Annotated in this window: 13 protein-coding genes; 10 read left to right on the forward strand and 3 right to left on the reverse strand. The window is 45.2% G+C overall.

Annotated features, from left to right (window positions below; genetic code table 11):
* Positions 1–87: 87 nt before the first annotated feature.
* Together MUB50_RS06475 and MUB50_RS06480 are read right to left on the reverse strand one after the other, a co-directional pair.
* The gene (locus MUB50_RS06475) at positions 88–2,331 is read right to left on the reverse strand and encodes a hypothetical protein (RefSeq protein WP_118624145.1); all 2,244 of its coding nucleotides are present in this window, start codon (positions 2,329–2,331) and stop codon (positions 88–90) included.
* Positions 2,332–2,406: 75 nt separating this feature from the next.
* Positions 2,407–3,225, reverse strand: a complete 819-nt coding sequence (locus MUB50_RS06480; protein ID WP_244790244.1) for a histidinol-phosphatase HisJ family protein — start codon at positions 3,223–3,225, stop codon at positions 2,407–2,409.
* A 305-nt stretch (positions 3,226–3,530) separates the two neighbouring features.
* Between MUB50_RS06480 and gap the strand changes: the two genes are divergently transcribed.
* From gap to tpiA, 3 genes are all read left to right on the forward strand, one after another.
* On the forward strand, positions 3,531–4,550 hold the full coding sequence (gene gap, locus MUB50_RS06485) for a type I glyceraldehyde-3-phosphate dehydrogenase (protein ID WP_015526999.1): 1,020 nt from the start codon (positions 3,531–3,533) through the stop codon (positions 4,548–4,550).
* Positions 4,551–4,737: 187 nt separating this feature from the next.
* On the forward strand, positions 4,738–5,934 hold the full coding sequence (locus tag MUB50_RS06490) for a phosphoglycerate kinase (RefSeq protein ID WP_244790245.1): 1,197 nt from the start codon (positions 4,738–4,740) through the stop codon (positions 5,932–5,934).
* 45 nt (positions 5,935–5,979) lie between these two features.
* Positions 5,980–6,729: a triose-phosphate isomerase gene (gene tpiA / locus MUB50_RS06495; RefSeq protein WP_015527001.1), complete on the forward strand. Its 750-nt coding sequence runs from the start codon at positions 5,980–5,982 to the stop codon at positions 6,727–6,729.
* Positions 6,730–6,844: 115 nt separating this feature from the next.
* Here the strand turns inward: tpiA and MUB50_RS06500 are convergent, their stop codons facing one another.
* The gene (locus tag MUB50_RS06500) at positions 6,845–7,123 is read right to left on the reverse strand and encodes a helix-turn-helix domain-containing protein (protein ID WP_118608583.1); all 279 of its coding nucleotides are present in this window, start codon (positions 7,121–7,123) and stop codon (positions 6,845–6,847) included.
* A gap of 101 nt (positions 7,124–7,224) precedes the next feature.
* Here MUB50_RS06500 and MUB50_RS06505 point away from each other — a divergent pair, with 101 nt between their 5' ends.
* The 7 genes from MUB50_RS06505 (at position 7,225) to MUB50_RS06535 (ending at position 15,601) form a co-directional block, all read left to right on the forward strand.
* Positions 7,225–7,446 carry a hypothetical protein gene (locus tag MUB50_RS06505; RefSeq protein ID WP_118608582.1) on the forward strand — a complete coding sequence of 74 codons (222 nt, stop codon included), beginning with the start codon at positions 7,225–7,227 and terminating at the stop codon, positions 7,444–7,446.
* 183 nt (positions 7,447–7,629) lie between these two features.
* Positions 7,630–8,748 carry an Mbeg1-like protein gene (locus MUB50_RS06510; protein ID WP_118608581.1) on the forward strand — a complete coding sequence of 373 codons (1,119 nt, stop codon included), beginning with the start codon at positions 7,630–7,632 and terminating at the stop codon, positions 8,746–8,748.
* A 52-nt stretch (positions 8,749–8,800) separates the two neighbouring features.
* Positions 8,801–10,096 carry a homoserine dehydrogenase gene (locus tag MUB50_RS06515; RefSeq protein WP_118513128.1) on the forward strand — a complete coding sequence of 432 codons (1,296 nt, stop codon included), beginning with the start codon at positions 8,801–8,803 and terminating at the stop codon, positions 10,094–10,096.
* 211 nt (positions 10,097–10,307) lie between these two features.
* Positions 10,308–11,849: a 2,3-bisphosphoglycerate-independent phosphoglycerate mutase gene (gene gpmI, locus MUB50_RS06520; protein ID WP_173753866.1), complete on the forward strand. Its 1,542-nt coding sequence runs from the start codon at positions 10,308–10,310 to the stop codon at positions 11,847–11,849.
* 256 nt (positions 11,850–12,105) lie between these two features.
* On the forward strand, positions 12,106–13,458 hold the full coding sequence (locus MUB50_RS06525) for an MATE family efflux transporter (protein ID WP_118513055.1): 1,353 nt from the start codon (positions 12,106–12,108) through the stop codon (positions 13,456–13,458).
* 126 nt (positions 13,459–13,584) lie between these two features.
* Entirely contained in the window at positions 13,585–15,219 is a 1,635-nt protein-coding gene (locus MUB50_RS06530) for a L,D-transpeptidase family protein (protein WP_244790248.1), read from the forward strand.
* An 82-nt stretch (positions 15,220–15,301) separates the two neighbouring features.
* Positions 15,302–15,601: a DUF3784 domain-containing protein gene (locus MUB50_RS06535; RefSeq protein WP_244790250.1), complete on the forward strand. Its 300-nt coding sequence runs from the start codon at positions 15,302–15,304 to the stop codon at positions 15,599–15,601.
* Positions 15,602–15,656: the final 55 nt, after the last annotated feature.

The raw sequence follows: 15,656 nt of genomic DNA on the forward strand, positions 1-15,656 counted from the left end.
TTTTTTGGGCGAATAAACTGTGGAGAAGTTATCCGGTGCAGATCTGTGTAGAGAATGCAGATTGTGGATATCCGCCTGACGAAGTTATTATTTCGTGTGCATAAGCCAGATAAATCCGAAGGCAGGGATCTCTACAGCCTGTGCGTCTCTCTGAACTCCTGTGAGAAGATCTGTGTAAGTACCGTCCTGTTCGTTGATCCAGGCTACCTTATCCTGATCACTGAAATTGTAGATGCAGATCAGCTTTTCTTCAGAAGTTTCTCTTACCAGGGCAAGGAGAGCCCTTTCCCAGGTTTCCACCGTATGTGCAGGAACTTCAGGTGCAAATACCGGATGGCTGGCGCGGATGGATTCCAGCTGCTCAAGGCTGTTGAAAATGCGTCCCTGAATCGTTTCGACATCGGCTCTGTTCCTGGCAAGTGCCCAGTTGAAACGTCCGTTGTGGAGCCAGCGGGGATCAGATGCTTTGGAAATGTCTGCTTTATAGGTGTAGTCATTCAGCTGTCCGACCTCGTCACCGCTTCGAAGTACCGGAATTCCGGGGAGGGAAAGAAGCAATGCATGAAGTGTTACGTCATAGCGGATTCCCCGGCTGACACCCTCCATATTTCCTTCATAATCAAAACGCTCAATTCCTGCAAGAGATGCGGTTGTTCCGCAGAGCTCAGATTCCTCGTTTTCCGGATTTACATAAATTTCACCCCGGGCAAAGGAATCAGGGAAAATACCTGCCAGGAATTCATTCAGATAATCTCTGTGAGGTCCTTCTGTGATAAAGCTTCCTTTCAGGAAATCATAGTCTAGGTTCCAACGTACAGTGTTGCGGTTACGGAGGTAATTCTGGAATACCGGTGCCTGCGGAAGGTCTGCAGCTCTGTCAATTCCCCGGCGGAGAAGGGCAGTGTCCTTTGTGGCAACGGTATGCCAGAGATCGGACATCAGCCGGGTGCTGTTTACAATGTGAAGTTCCGGCATATCGGAAGTTCCGCCGAATGCAGCAGCCTCTGCAGGTGGGCGGTCTGTTTCGCCAAGGAGAAGAATTCCGGGGCATACGATCTCACACACCATTCTGGTCATACGTAGCAGAGAGTGAAGCTTCCAGAGATTTTCTTCCGGCATCATCGGAAGGACACCAAGGCTGAATACAGAAGCACCTTCATTTGCAAGTTCCAGGATCTGAAGAAGCATTGCATTGAAATAAGCCGGAGTCTGGAGCACACACGGCGCACCGGACTGTGGGTCATCCACAGAAAGGCTTAACGGGATCTCAAGAGCCAGGCGGATACCTGCTTTCCTACAGTTAGCTGCAAGTGTGTACAGATCTTCGGAGGTTCCGATCTCCGGGATAATGCAAAGGGAGCAATTGGAGGTTGCCTGGAAAAGATCTGTCAGGTACAGAGTGTCTGCTTTGCATTCGCTGATATAGTCCAGTTTATCAGATAGACCGGAAAGAGTATCTGCGAAGTCAGCAGGATTTACAGCCATTCCGGTGAAAGTAGTCTTACGGAACCAGTCAGGATCAGCAACGCAGGTCTGGTCAGCTTCCTTCATGGAAAGAGAGCGCTCACGGTAAATCTCTTTCATCTTTTTTGTGAGGCTTGAGAATGTGCCGGCAACTTCCGGATGATCGCGGAACAGTTCACAGTAGAGCCATTTCAGATCATTGTAGTAGTGTTTCAGACGTTTCTCGTAGAGGGCATCGTAAGCTGTGTCCTCCTTGGAGGTTTCGACTTTCAGAGGCTCGGTCTTGGAAGTAGTAACTTTCGCCGGTTCAGTCTTAGAGGTCTCAACCTTGATCGGCTCAGTTTTAGAAGTTTCAACTTTGATCGGCTCGGTTTTAGAAGTCTCAACTTTGATCGGCTCGGTTTTAGAAGTTTCAACCTTGATTGGCTCAGTCTTTGAAGTTTCAACTTTGATCGGCTCGGTCTTGGAAGTCTCAACTTTGATCGGCTCGGTTTTTGAAGTCTCAACTTTGATCGGCTCGGTCTTGGAAGTCTCAACTTTGATCGGCTCGGTCTTGGAAGTCTCAACTTTGATCGGCTCGGTTTTTGAAGTCTCAACTTTGATCGGCTCAGTCTTGGAAGTCTCAACTTTGATCGGCTCGGTCTTTGAAGTCTCAACCTTGATCGGCTCAGTCTTTGAAGTTTCAACCTTGATCGGTTCAGTTTTAGAGGTCTCGACTTTAAGCGTTTCCTTCTTTACGGTTTCAAGTTTTTTTACTTCGACTTTAGTATTTTCAACAGATTTGGCAGCAGGGGTATTTTTTTTCAGCTGCTTTTCTTTTTTTGCCTGCATGGCAGCTTTCTTTTTCTGGAGTCTTTTTGTTGACATATAGAGTTCCTCCTTAGATAAAATGATATTTTCGGTATAAAAGTGTAAACTCTCTCTCGTGAGAGAGAAACAGAGCTACAGTTTATGAAAAACAGGGCGACGATTTTTAAATACAGCATAATAGGAAAAACCACATTCACGGAAAATATCAGCCGCCTTGTCAAAAGCATAGCCGATCTTATCCGGAGTGTGGGCATCTGCACCAATGGTGATGATCTCACCGCCAAGCTCACGGTAGCGTCGGATAATATTGATACATGGATTCGGTTCACCAAGCCCATAGTGATAACCGCCTGTGTTCAGCTCGATTCCCACATTTTTGCGGATCAGTGTCCGCAGGATCTCGTCCAGGATCTCCTTATATCTTCCATAAGAATACTGACGGTTCTGATTTGGACCATAACGTACTACATAGTCGATATGTCCATACACATCCATCTCATCAAAAGCAGCGATATTTTCCAGGATGGATTCAAAATATTCCATGTAACATGCGGATTCCTTACGGCCCTCAAAATAAGAAGGATAATAAGGATCGTATCCGTGCACCACATGGGAGGAACCAATAACGAAATCAAAAGGAACTTCCTTCAGAAGATCGGAAAAAGATTCTGCAAGCTGAGGCTGAAGTCCAAGCTCGATCCCGAAGTTAACCTGGATCTGGTTTTTAAAAGCATCCGCAAGACTCTCAAGCTTCTGGCGGTATGCAGGGATGTTCAGGGAAAAATCAAGATTTTCCGGAGTATCAGGATAATCCGGATCAAAATGTTCAGTAAAACAGATTCCCATGAGACCCTTGTCTGCGGCAGTCTGGATCATCTTTTCCATCGGTGTATCGGAATCTGCGGAAAAAGAGGAGTGCATATGGCAGTCCCATAAAATTTTCTGGTCCATTTTGTACCTCCATATTCAAGCCTTTATATTCTGTGACAATGATCGTATCTGCCTGCTATGAAGCCGGAAAAGTCAGGCTCCCGGAAGGGAGCAGGGATATCTCTTTTGGCGCTCAGCAGGACAGAACTTTCTATCAGAGAATTATAGCACATTTTTCAGAAATTTTCTTAATATTTATTTTAATGTTCTTTTTTATAAATAGCTCTTGAATTTTTGTTTGGAATTAGGTACAATATGAAACAGGTTGATGTTTCTTTAACAAAGGAACGATTTAATCACCATTCAATTCATAGGAGGAATTTATCATGGCAGTAAAAGTTGCAATTAATGGTTTTGGACGTATCGGTCGTCTTGCATTCCGTCAGATGTTTGGAGCAGAGGGATTCGAGGTTGTAGCAATCAATGACCTTACATCTCCTAAAATGCTTGCTCACTTATTAAAATATGATTCTACACAGGGAAGATACGCTCTTGCAGATACAGTAACAGCAGGAGAGGATTCCATCACAGTAGACGGAAAAGAGATCAAAATCTATGCTAAGGCTAACGCTGCAGAGCTTCCATGGGGAGAGATCGGTGTAGACGTAGTTCTTGAGTGCACAGGTTTCTACACATCTAAAGATAAAGCTCAGGCTCATATCGATGCAGGTGCTAAGCACGTAGTTATTTCCGCTCCGGCTGGAAACGACCTTAAGACAATCGTTTACAACGTAAACCATCAGGGTCTTACAAACGAGGACAAGATCATCTCCGCAGCTTCCTGTACAACAAACTGCCTTGCACCAATGGCTAAGGCTCTTAACGATCTTGCACCGATCAAATCCGGTATCATGTGCACAATCCACGCTTACACAGGCGATCAGATGACACTTGACGGACCGCAGAGAAAAGGCGATCTGAGAAGATCCCGTGCAGCTGCAGTTAATATCGTTCCGAACAGCACAGGTGCTGCTAAAGCTATCGGACTTGTTATCCCAGAGCTTAACGGCAAACTTATCGGTTCTGCACAGCGTGTTCCTACCCCAACAGGTTCTACAACAATCCTTACAGCAGTAGTTGAAGGAAATGTTACAAAAGAGCAGATCAACGCAGCTATGAAAGCAGCTTCTAACGAGTCCTTCGGATACAACGAGGATGAGATCGTATCCAGCGATATCGTTGGTATGAGATTTGGTTCCCTCTTCGATGCTACTCAGACAATGGTACTTCCACTTGAGAATGGCACAACAGAGGTTCAGGTAGTTTCCTGGTATGACAACGAGAACTCCTACACAAGCCAGATGGTTCGTACAATCAAGCACTTCGGAAGCCTTCTGAACGCTTAATTTTCAGCGAACGAGTGTAGAAGAATAGACTCAGAAAGGGTCCGGTCTGAAGAGGACCGGGCCCTTTTTTTCCAAAAGATCAAACAAAAGAATATCTGAGGAAATGACTGTTGACAGAGCGGACAACAATACCGCTCGCCCTTATTGATCTGCTTCCGGCAGAAATAAAAGTTAAGGAGATATAGAAATGCTGAACAAAAAAAGTGTTGATGATATCAATGTAAAAGGACAGAGAGTACTTGTAAGATGTGACTTTAACGTTCCGCTTCAGGATGGAAAGATCACAGACGAGAATCGTCTTGTGGCTGCTCTTCCTACAATCAAGAAACTGATCGCAGACGGCGGAAAGGTTATCCTCTGCTCCCACCTCGGAAAACCGAAGGGAGAGCCGAAACCGGAGCTTTCTCTTGCACCTGTAGCTGTTCGTCTTTCTGAGCTTCTTGGACAGGAAGTGAAATTTGCAGCAGATCCTGAGGTAGTAGGACCAAACGCAAAAACTGCTGTTGCTGAGATGAAAGATGGCGATGTAATTCTTCTTGAGAATACACGTTACCGTGCAGAAGAGACAAAGAACGAAGATAAGTTCAGCGAAGACCTTGCTTCTCTTTGCGATGTATTCGTAAACGATGCATTCGGAACCGCTCACAGAGCTCACTGCTCCAACGTAGGTGTTACCAAATATGTTAAGACAGCAGTTGTAGGATATCTGATGCAGAAAGAGATCGATTTCCTCGGAAACGCTGTAAATAATCCAGAGAGACCATTCGTTGCAATTCTTGGCGGTGCTAAGGTTTCCAGCAAGATCTCTGTAATCAACAACCTTCTTGATAAGGTAGATACACTGATCATTGGTGGTGGTATGTCCTATACATTCTCCAAAGCTATGGGCGGACACATCGGAACATCCCTCTGCGAGGATGATTACCTTCAGTATGCTCTCGACATGATGAAGAAAGCAGAGGAGAAAGGCGTTAAGCTTCTTCTTCCTGTAGATAACAGAATCGGTGATGACTTCTCCAACGACTGCAACATCCAGATCGTAAAACGTGGTGAGATTCCGGACGGATGGGAAGGAATGGACATCGGAACAGAGACAGAGAAGATCTTTGCAGATGCTGTAAAAGATGCTAAGACAGTTGTATGGAACGGACCGATGGGATGCTTCGAGATGCCGAACTTTGCACATGGTACAGAGGCAGTTGCCAAAGCTCTTGCTGAGACAGATGCAACAACGATCATCGGTGGCGGTGATTCCGCAGCAGCAGTAAATATCCTTGGATATGGCGACAAGATGACACACATCTCCACAGGTGGCGGTGCATCTCTTGAGTTCCTTGAAGGAAAAGAGCTTCCGGGTGTAGCTGCAGCTAACGATAAAGACTGATAAAAAAATAAAGTGTTCCATAAACACAAAAAAGGAGATAAAACAATGGCAAGAAAGAAAATTATTGCTGGAAACTGGAAAATGAACATGACACCAAGCGAGGCTGTAAAGCTGGTTGAGACCTTAAAACCGCTTGTTGTTAACGACGAAGTTGATGTAGTGTTCTGCGTACCGGCTATCGACATCATTCCTGTTGTTGAGGCAGCTAAAGGAACAAACATCCAGGTTGGCGCTGAGAACATGTACTTCGAGGAGAAAGGTGCTTACACAGGTGAGATCGCTCCGGCTATGCTCGTAGATGCAGGCGTTAAGTACGTAGTACTTGGACATTCCGAGAGAAGAGAGTACTTCGGAGAGACAAACGAAGACGTTAACAAAAAAATGCTCAAAGCTTTCGAGCATGGCATCACACCGATCATGTGCTGCGGTGAGACACTTACTCAGAGAGAGCAGGGCGTGACTATGGACTTCATCCGTCAGCAGGTTAAGGTTGGATTCCAGGGTGTTACAGCTGATCAGGCTAAGACAGCAGTTATCGCTTACGAGCCGATCTGGGCTATCGGAACAGGTAAGACAGCTACAACAGAGCAGGCTCAGGAGGTTTGCGCTGATATCCGTAAATGCATCGCTGAGATCTATGATGATGCTACAGCAGCAGAAATCCGTATTCAGTACGGCGGATCTGTAAACGCTGCAACAGCTCCTGACTTATTCGCTCAGGCTGACATCGACGGCGGTCTTGTAGGCGGCGCTTCCCTGAAACCAGATTTCGGAAAGATCGTAAACTACAAATAAGATCCACTTAAAAAGGGGCTTCGGCCCCTTTTTTTATATCTTCTTATAGAAAAAACCAGAAAAACTCTCCCTGACACGGATAGCACAGCCAACAAAAAGCTGCATCTGATCACAGTCAGAGAGAGTTTTTCTTATCTTCAGAGTAAGGATTGTTTTTCACTGAAGCTTTTTCTGTATGTTCGTTCCTTTCGTCAGGCTCGGGAACATGTTCCACAATGTCCTCGATCTCGCAGTGGAGAATGGAACACAGCCTGTCTATGGTATAAATTTCAACATTTTTATTTTTTCGAAGTCTGTCCAGAAGTGAACGGGTGATCTGGTAATGTTCATAAAGATCATACTGAGTGATCCCACGCTCCTTCATCGTGACCCAAAATCTGTCATATTTTATCATATATATATCCTGTCCGATTCATCCTTGAATTAATCTTATTATGAAGGTAAAATTGGAATCACAACAGTGTCCTTATATCGACACTACAGAAAGGAGAAGCAATGAGGAAGTTTTTTAAAATCTTAATTTCAGTGGTGATCACACTGTATTTTTCAGCTACCATGTTCTACTGCTTTGTGGCAGGAACACCGGATGGCGGAAAAGGGGCAGTGATCTATATGATGTCAGCAGCAGGCTTGTCGATACTGTTTCCGGCTTTTACCTGCGGCTGCATTCATTACATCCTTTATCTCAGAAAAAAAATGGATGAAAGGCGCAAATGATCAGGATTTATGGTATGATAACAATAAATATCTGGCAGGGTATGTCGTTTCAGAAAACGGTTATCTGATAACGGCAGAAACGCATCAGATGGCTGTGCTGTGATGCAGCCGTTACGTATTATAATAGAAAGAAAGCCTGCAGCTGTGCGTAAGACGCTTATATGATCATTTGTGGAGGATTTTATGGGGAATATTCTGGATTATCTTGACTGGAGAGGAGATATTACCTTTGAGCAGTCACCCTTTAATGAAGTTGACAATCTGATACTGGCGTGTTTTTCCTATCTTGATCTGGATGAGATGGCAGAAGTAAAAAACGGAAATACTCTTTCTGTAGAAGAACTCTTTGCGGCTTTTTCCAGACGGGAAATAAAGAAGGATCTGAAAGCAGAAAGCGCATTTCTGCAGAATACACCGGTGCTCCTTGAAAAAATGGCCTGTGCGGAGAGATTCCGGAAATGTACAGTAGGAGGCTTTGTCAATGAAATCCTTTCCCGTCAGGCTCAGCAGTTTGCGGCAGTGACTATAGGACTGGATGATGGAACCACATATATTTCATTTCGTGGAACCGATGATACCATTGTGGGGTGGAAGGAGGATTTTAATTTAAGCAACGGAGTTGTTCCTTCGCACAGAAAAGCGTTGGAATATCTGGAAACGCATGGAACTTATATACAGTCCATGCTGCGGATCGGCGGTCATTCCAAAGGAGGAAATCTGGCTATGTATACAGCAATGCAGTGCAGTGACATCTTGCAGGAAAAGATTCTTTCTGTCTATGATAATGATGGTCCGGGTTTTCCGGAAGGATTTTTCAGTCCCGGAAGAGTGGAAAGGGTTTTGCCAAAAGTCACTCGTATCATTCCCGAGGCATCTGTGATCGGGATGCTGCTCAGCCACCAGAAAGATCCGCTGATCGTAGCCAGTACACAGAAGGGAATCCTGCAGCATGACGCTTTTACCTGGGAGGTAATGGGGCCATCCTTTATAGAGAAAGAAAGTTTGACAAGAAGAGCTGCGGCGTCAGATCGAAGTCTTCACAAATGGATCGACCATATGGATGAAAAGCAGAGAGAGCATCTCATCGGGGAACTTTTTTCTGTGCTGGAAGCAACCGGAGCAGATACCATTTCCCAAATCCAGGAAGGCGGTCTGAAAAGTCTGGCTGCCATGGTGCGCCAGCTGGATAAACTGGAACCACAGTCAAAAGCTATGGTGCAGGAGCTGATCACCGGACTTTTTGGCAGCTGGCTGGAATTGCTTCCTCTGCCGGAACTTGACAAAAAGCGTTTTCTGCCATAACATAGGAGTTACTCTGATAAAATTGGAAAAAACGGAAAGGGGACATCAGAAAATGAACGAAAAAGTCGTAAATGCGGCCCTTCTTGGTCTCGGAACAGTAGGGACCGGTGTATATAAAGTGATCAAAAGCCAGGAGCAGGAAATGACAGCTAAGCTTGGATGCCAGGTAAAGATCACAAAGATCCTGGTGCGTAACCTTGAGAAAGCATCCGGGAAGGTAGATGATCCTTCTGTTCTTACAACGGACTGGGCAGATATTGAGGGAGATCCTTCCATTGATATTGTGATCGAGCTGATCGGTGGAATCGAGCCGGCACGTACTTATATCCTTGCAGCACTGAAAGCCGGCAAGAACGTTGTAACTGCAAATAAGGATCTGATCGCAGTCCACGGAAAAGAGATCCTGGAAACTGCCCGGGCAGCACAGAAGGATTTTCTGTTTGAGGCAGCAGTTGCCGGAGGAATCCCGATCATCAGCCCGTTGAAGAACAGTCTTGAGGCCAACCATGTAACGGAAGTTATGGGAATCGTAAACGGAACTACGAACTTTATCCTTACCAAGATGTCCCAGGAAGGAATGGAATTTTCAGATGCACTTGCGCTTGCTACAGAGCTTGGATATGCAGAGGCAGATCCTACCGCAGATATCGAAGGAATTGATGCAGGAAGAAAGGTTGCCATCCTTGCATCAGTTGCCTTTAATTCCAGAGTTACCCTTGATAATGTTCATATAGAAGGAATCACAAAGATCACAGCAAAGGATATCCGTTACGCAAAAGAAATGGGCTGCGAGATCAAGCTTCTGGGTGTTGCACGCTGTCAGGAGGACGGCGTTGAGGCCTATGTCTGCCCGATGCTGATTCCGGCAGAGCATCCCCTTGCATCCGTCAATGATTCTTATAATGCGGTTTTTGTACACGGAGATGCAGTAGGAGATACCATGTTCTATGGACGTGGAGCAGGTGAGCTTCCTACAGCAAGTGCGGTTGCCGGTGATGTATTTGAGGTAGTTCGTAATATGAAGGCAGATTGCTGCGGAAGAGTAGGCTGCACCTGCTATAAGACACTTCCGGTAAAAGATATGGCAGATACCCATAACCGCTATTTTCTCCGCCTGCAGGTAGAGGACCGCTGCGGTGTGCTGGCTGAGATCCTGGAGCATTTTGCAAAATATCAGGCAAGCGTGGCACAGATCATGCAGAAAGAAAGCAAGAGACCGGATACTGCAGAGGTTGTTGTGATCACTAAACTTGTAAGTGAGGGCGCTTTCTTTAAGGTTAAGGAAGAGCTGGAAAATAGCGCATCTGTAAGAAAGATTTCTTCTATGATCCGTGTATACCAGAAATAATATCTTTCGCGTAAATTTACAGATCAGCCGCATCAGTTGTTAGGAAATTGGAAACAGACAAATTTTTGTCAAAGAAAACGTTGCAAAATTTCTGGATTTTGGTACTATATAAAATGGAAAACAAAAGAATCCTGAATGGTACAGAGAGTTTCAGAATCATTGAAGAGCTGTGCCGGACAGATTTTCGATCAAAGATAAGAAGGGGAAAATTATGAGCAAAAAACCAACAGTTTTAATGATCCTTGATGGATACGGACTCAATGACAGACATGACGGAAATGCTGTATATGAGGCAAAAACACCGGTTATGGACGGACTTATGAAAGATTATCCGTTTGTAAAAGGCAATGCCAGCGGTCTTGCGGTAGGTCTTCCGGACGGACAGATGGGTAACTCCGAGGTTGGTCATATGAACATGGGCGCAGGCCGTATCGTATACCAGGAGCTTACAAGAATCACAAAAGAGATCCAGGACGGCGATTTCTTCAAGAATGAGGCACTTCTTACTGCTATGAAGAACGCAAAAGACAATGATTCCGCGATCCATTTTATGGGACTTCTTTCTGACGGTGGCGTACACAGCCACAATACACATCTCTATGGACTTCTTGAGATGGCAAAGAGAGAGGGACTCAAGAAAGTTTACGTACACTGCTTCCTGGATGGACGTGACACACCGCCTGCATCCGGTAAAGAGTTTGTAGAGCAGCTGGAAGCCAAAATGAAAGAGATCGGCGTTGGTGAGATCGGTGTGATCTCCGGACGTTATTATGCAATGGATCGTGATAACCGCTGGGATCGTGTTGAGCTTGCATATAAAGCTCTTACACAGGGCGAAGGCGTAAAGGGAACAGATGCTGCAGCAGCAGTTCAGGCTTCCTATGATGCTGACAAGACAGATGAATTTGTGCTTCCGACTGTTATCGAGAAAGACGGCAAACCGGTTGCAACTATTTCCGATAAGGATTCCGTTGTATTCTTCAACTTCCGTCCGGACCGTGCAAGAGAGATCACAAGAGCTTTCTGTGATGACGATTTTAAGGGCTTTGAGAGAGCAAAGAGACTGGATACCACATTCGTATGCTTCACAGAGTATGATGATACCATCCAGAATAAGCTGGTAGCATTCCACAAGGTTCTTCTTCACAATACCTTCGGTGAGTACCTTGCAGCTCACGATATGACACAGGCACGTATCGCCGAGACAGAGAAATATGCACATGTTACATTCTTCTTCAACGGTGGTGTTGAGGAGCCAAACAAAGGAGAGGACAGAATCCTTGTAAAATCCCCGAAGGTTCCGACCTACGATATGCAGCCGGAGATGAGCGCACCGGAGGTTTGTGAAAAGCTTGTAGAGGCGATCAAGTCTGACAAGTATGATGTGATCATCATCAACTTTGCTAACCCGGATATGGTTGGCCATACAGGTGTTGAGGCAGCTGCGATCAAGGCTGTTGAGACTGTTGATGCGTGTGTCGGTAAGGCTGTAGAGGCGATCAAAGAGGTTGACGGACAGCTCTTTATCTGTGCTGACCATGGTAACGCAGAGCAGCTTGTAAATTATGAAACAGGTGAGCCATGGACAGCTCATACAACTAACCCGGTACCGTTTATCCTTGTAAATGCAGATCCGAAATACACACTTCGTGAGAACGGATGTCTTGCAGATATCGTTCCGACTCTGATCCAGCTTATGGGTATGGAGCAGCCGAAGGAAATGACAGGAGAGTCTCTTCTTGTTGAGAAATAAATAAGTTTCACGGAATCCCGGCAGATTTTTACGGATCTGTCGGGTTTTTTTATCCGATCGTTCCTGCTTCCACACATGAAAAAAATTTTCAAAATCATCTTGTAAAATCATTCCATTTCAACTATAATCCCTCTGATACATAAAAACAGGTAACTTTTGATTAACTGTAAAGTTACAGAAAGAATAATAAAAAGAATAACAAAAAGCAGCACAAAGTTTATGAACGATCAAATTAAATGTGGGGAAGGAAGATTTCATGAAAACAGACATGACGCAGGGAAAACCGGTAAAAGTGCTCCTGGGATTTACGATCCCGGTATTTATCGGTAATGTATTTCAGCAGTTCTACAATATGGTAGATGCGGTGGTTGTAGGAAAATTTGTAGGAACAAAGGCACTGGCGGCAGTTGGCTCAACAGGAACTATCATCTTTTTGATCATAGGCTTTCTTCTGGGACTTACTGCCGGTTTTACCGTACTGACTGCACAGAAGTACGGTGCGGGAAAAATGGATGAGATGCGTCAGACCGTGGGAAATGCACTGATCCTGACAGCGCTGATCTCGGCAGTGATGACAGCAGTCAGCATGACAGGTATGCATGCACTTCTGAAATTTATGCACACGCCGGATGATATTTTCAAGGATGCATATGCTTACGTTATGATCATCTGCGGAGGGATTTTTGCCCAGGCATTATATAATATCCTGGCCAGTATTCTTCGTGCACTGGGAAACAGTAAGGTACCACTGTATTTTCTGATCTTGTCTGCAATGCTGAATATTGTGCTTGACCTTGTATTTATCATCGTGTTTAAACTGGGAGCACCTGGAGCAGCCTGGGCTACCATTATTTCTCAGGGAGTTTCAGGAGTCTTATGTCTGGTATATATCTGGAAGTTTGTGCCGGAGCTCCGTATGAAAAAAGAAGACTGGTATTTCAGACGTAACCTCGCAGCCAAGCAGATCGGTGTGGGAATCCCAATGGGACTGCAGTATTCTATCACGGCGATCGGAACCATGATGGTACAGTCCGCCTTAAATATGCTTGGCTCCTATGCGGTGGCGGCGTTTACAGCAGGAAGTAAGATCGAGCAGATCTTCACCCAGGCATTTGTGGCACAGGGAACTGCCAGCGCTACCTACAATGCACAGAATATCGGAGCCGGAAAGCTTGAGAGAGTGCGGGAAGGTTTTCGGGCTTCGCATTTTATAGGAATTGTATATTCTGTTGTTGTTGGCGGTTTTCTGTTCTTTGCGGGAAAATATTTCGCATATCTGTTTATCTCAGATAACATTGGAGAAGTACTTCCTATGGTAGCAATCTATGTAAAATGTGTGGCATTGTTTTTTATTCCTCTGTATTTTGTCAATGTGCTGCGAAACGGGATCCAGGGAATGGGATATGGTCTTCTTCCTATGATGGCCGGCGTGGCTGAGCTTGCAGGAAGAGGAATCACCGCTACCATTGCGGCCGGAAAAAGCAGCTATATCGGTACCTGTCTTGCAAGTCCGGTGGCCTGGATCTTTGCGACGGTGCTCCTTTGGGTAATGTACTTCTATGTTATGAAAGATATGGCGCGGAAGCTGTACGGTACAAATAAGTTATAAAAAAACCATGAAATGAGATGCAATTTCTGGAAAGTATGATATAATGAAAAGGCTGGTGAGTAAGACCAGAAAGTATCAATGGAAAGGTGCCTTTTTGAAGGCACATGAACATAGAGGTGGATAAATATGAGCAACGATGAAAAGAGGGATATCGAGGACAGGATCAATGATGCCATGGCAAAGATCGTCAGTGATGCTGTAGGAGAGCCTCATCCTGAAAATAAAAAAGACAGATCAGCTGCTCACAAGTCAGCAAGACCTTCGAAATCAGCAAGGCCAAGGAAAATCACCTACGTACCTATCGATGAATCTGAATTTGAACCTATCGTTATACCCGAAAAGAAAAAGCATAAGGCACTGAAGGTGACCGGAATGATTGCTGCCATGGTTTTGGTAGTGGTGGGCTGTGCATATGCAGGATTATCCTATTATTACACCAGTCATTTCTTTGAGGGCACAACGATCAACGGGATTGACAGCTCCAACAGGACTGCATATGAGGTGGAGCAGGAAATCGCAAAAAAAATGGAAGGCTATTCCATACAGGTAAAGGCCAGAAATCAGGATACGCAGACCATAGAGGGAGCGGATATTGATTATCGTTATATATCCAGTGGTGAAGTTCTGAAGCTTCTGAAAGAGCAGAAGCCCTACGAATGGGTGAAAGGTTTTTTTGAAAAGACGACTTACACGGCCAGTGAGCAGACTGCTTTTGACAAGTTAAAGCTGGAGACAGAAGTGAAAGGACTGAATTGTGCCCGGAAAGAGAATCAGGTAGCACCGGAGAATGCGTACGTAAGCTTTAATGATTCCGAATTTACGATCGTGCCGGATACAGAGGGAAGTCAGCTGAAGGTAAAAGAAGCCTATCAGATGATCAGTGATGCTATCAGCAACGATGAAGGTGAAGTGGATCTCGGCAGTAACCCGGATGCTTACGTGAAGGCAGATGTGACCAGTGACAGTGCAGATCTGCAGGCAACGGTGGATGCATATAATAACTTTGCGAGGGCAAGCATCACCTACACATTTGGAGATGAGACAGTAACACTTGATGGAAGCACCATCAAAAATTGGCTGCAGTTTGACGAAAAGGGGCAGCTGATCCAGGATGATGCATCTTTCAAGCAGCATATCGTGGATTATGTGGCACAGCTTGCTGCGGATCATGATACAGTAGGTACAGAGCGTCAGTTCCAGACAACAAGCGGAAGAACTGTTTCGGTTTCCGGCTCTGCATATGGCTGGAAGATCGATCAGGACGGAGAGGTGGCACAGCTTACCCAGGAGATCCAGTCCGGAACTCAGACGACCAGAGAGCCGGTTTATTCCATGAGAGCCAATTCTTATGGTGTGAATGATCTGGGAAATACCTACATTGAAGTGGACCTTACAGAACAGTATATGTGGTATTATCAGGATGGAAATGTGATCTTTGAATCAGATATCGTATCCGGACTTGCAAGTGATCCGGAGAGAAAAACACCTCCTGGAATCTTCACCTTGTACTATAAGAAGAGCCCGGATGTGCTCCGTGGCACCAAGAAAGCAGACGGAACCTATTCCTATGAACAGCCGGTAACCTACTGGATGCCGTTTAACGGAGGCATTGGATTCCATGATGCAGACTGGCAGCCGTATTTTGGAGGCGACCGGTATCTGACCGGAGGTTCCCACGGCTGTATCAATATGCCGCCGGATAAAGCGGGAGAGCTTTACAACATTATCCAGTATAACGTTCCGATCGTTTGTTTCTATTGATCGGATCTGTAATCAAAAAACAAACAGGAGCCAGCCGGTGATCCGGTGTGTGGCTCCTGTTCTTTAGCAGGAGGAAAATATTATGTTTGATCAGTCATTCAGCTTTATACTTACAATCGCAGCACTGGTAGTAGGCTTTATGCTTTTTACTGGACACGGTTCCATTTTTATGAAAGGCGGAAACACACAGGCCAGAAACCAGAAGTATGATGAGAAAAAAATGGAAAAGGCTTCAGGAATCTGTCTGATACTTATCGGAGTGGCTACAGGAGTTGACGCATTCACCACAAGTGTAGCAGCAAAGATCGCCTATGTAGTAATTCTGTTTGTGATACTTGCGGTATTTCTGTTTGTACTCAGAACAAAATGTATCAAAAAATGATCAAAAATATCAGAACTCCCCGTGAAACGGTAACCTGTCTGATCAGGCTCCGGTA

The organism is Blautia sp. NSJ-140, from assembly GCF_022868965.1.
Taxonomy (GTDB): domain Bacteria; phylum Bacillota; class Clostridia; order Lachnospirales; family Lachnospiraceae; genus Blautia_A.

Bases quoted from the DNA above. Each gene is read 5' to 3' on its own strand.
- MUB50_RS06500 (WP_118608583.1), bottom strand. From the start codon at position 7,123: ATGATAAAATATGACAGATTTTGGGTCACGATGAAGGAGCGTGGGATC.
- MUB50_RS06505 (WP_118608582.1), top strand. From the start codon at position 7,225: ATGAGGAAGTTTTTTAAAATCTTAATTTCAGTGGTGATCACACTGTAT.
- MUB50_RS06480 (WP_244790244.1), bottom strand. From the start codon at position 3,225: ATGGACCAGAAAATTTTATGGGACTGCCATATGCACTCCTCTTTTTCC.
- MUB50_RS06525 (WP_118513055.1), top strand. From the start codon at position 12,106: ATGAAAACAGACATGACGCAGGGAAAACCGGTAAAAGTGCTCCTGGGA.
- MUB50_RS06475 (WP_118624145.1), bottom strand. From the start codon at position 2,331: ATGTCAACAAAAAGACTCCAGAAAAAGAAAGCTGCCATGCAGGCAAAA.
- MUB50_RS06490 (WP_244790245.1), top strand. From the start codon at position 4,738: ATGCTGAACAAAAAAAGTGTTGATGATATCAATGTAAAAGGACAGAGA.
- gpmI (WP_173753866.1), top strand. From the start codon at position 10,308: ATGAGCAAAAAACCAACAGTTTTAATGATCCTTGATGGATACGGACTC.
- MUB50_RS06530 (WP_244790248.1), top strand. From the start codon at position 13,585: ATGAGCAACGATGAAAAGAGGGATATCGAGGACAGGATCAATGATGCC.
- tpiA (WP_015527001.1), top strand. From the start codon at position 5,980: ATGGCAAGAAAGAAAATTATTGCTGGAAACTGGAAAATGAACATGACA.
- MUB50_RS06515 (WP_118513128.1), top strand. From the start codon at position 8,801: ATGAACGAAAAAGTCGTAAATGCGGCCCTTCTTGGTCTCGGAACAGTA.
- MUB50_RS06535 (WP_244790250.1), top strand. From the start codon at position 15,302: ATGTTTGATCAGTCATTCAGCTTTATACTTACAATCGCAGCACTGGTA.
- MUB50_RS06510 (WP_118608581.1), top strand. From the start codon at position 7,630: ATGGGGAATATTCTGGATTATCTTGACTGGAGAGGAGATATTACCTTT.
- gap (WP_015526999.1), top strand. From the start codon at position 3,531: ATGGCAGTAAAAGTTGCAATTAATGGTTTTGGACGTATCGGTCGTCTT.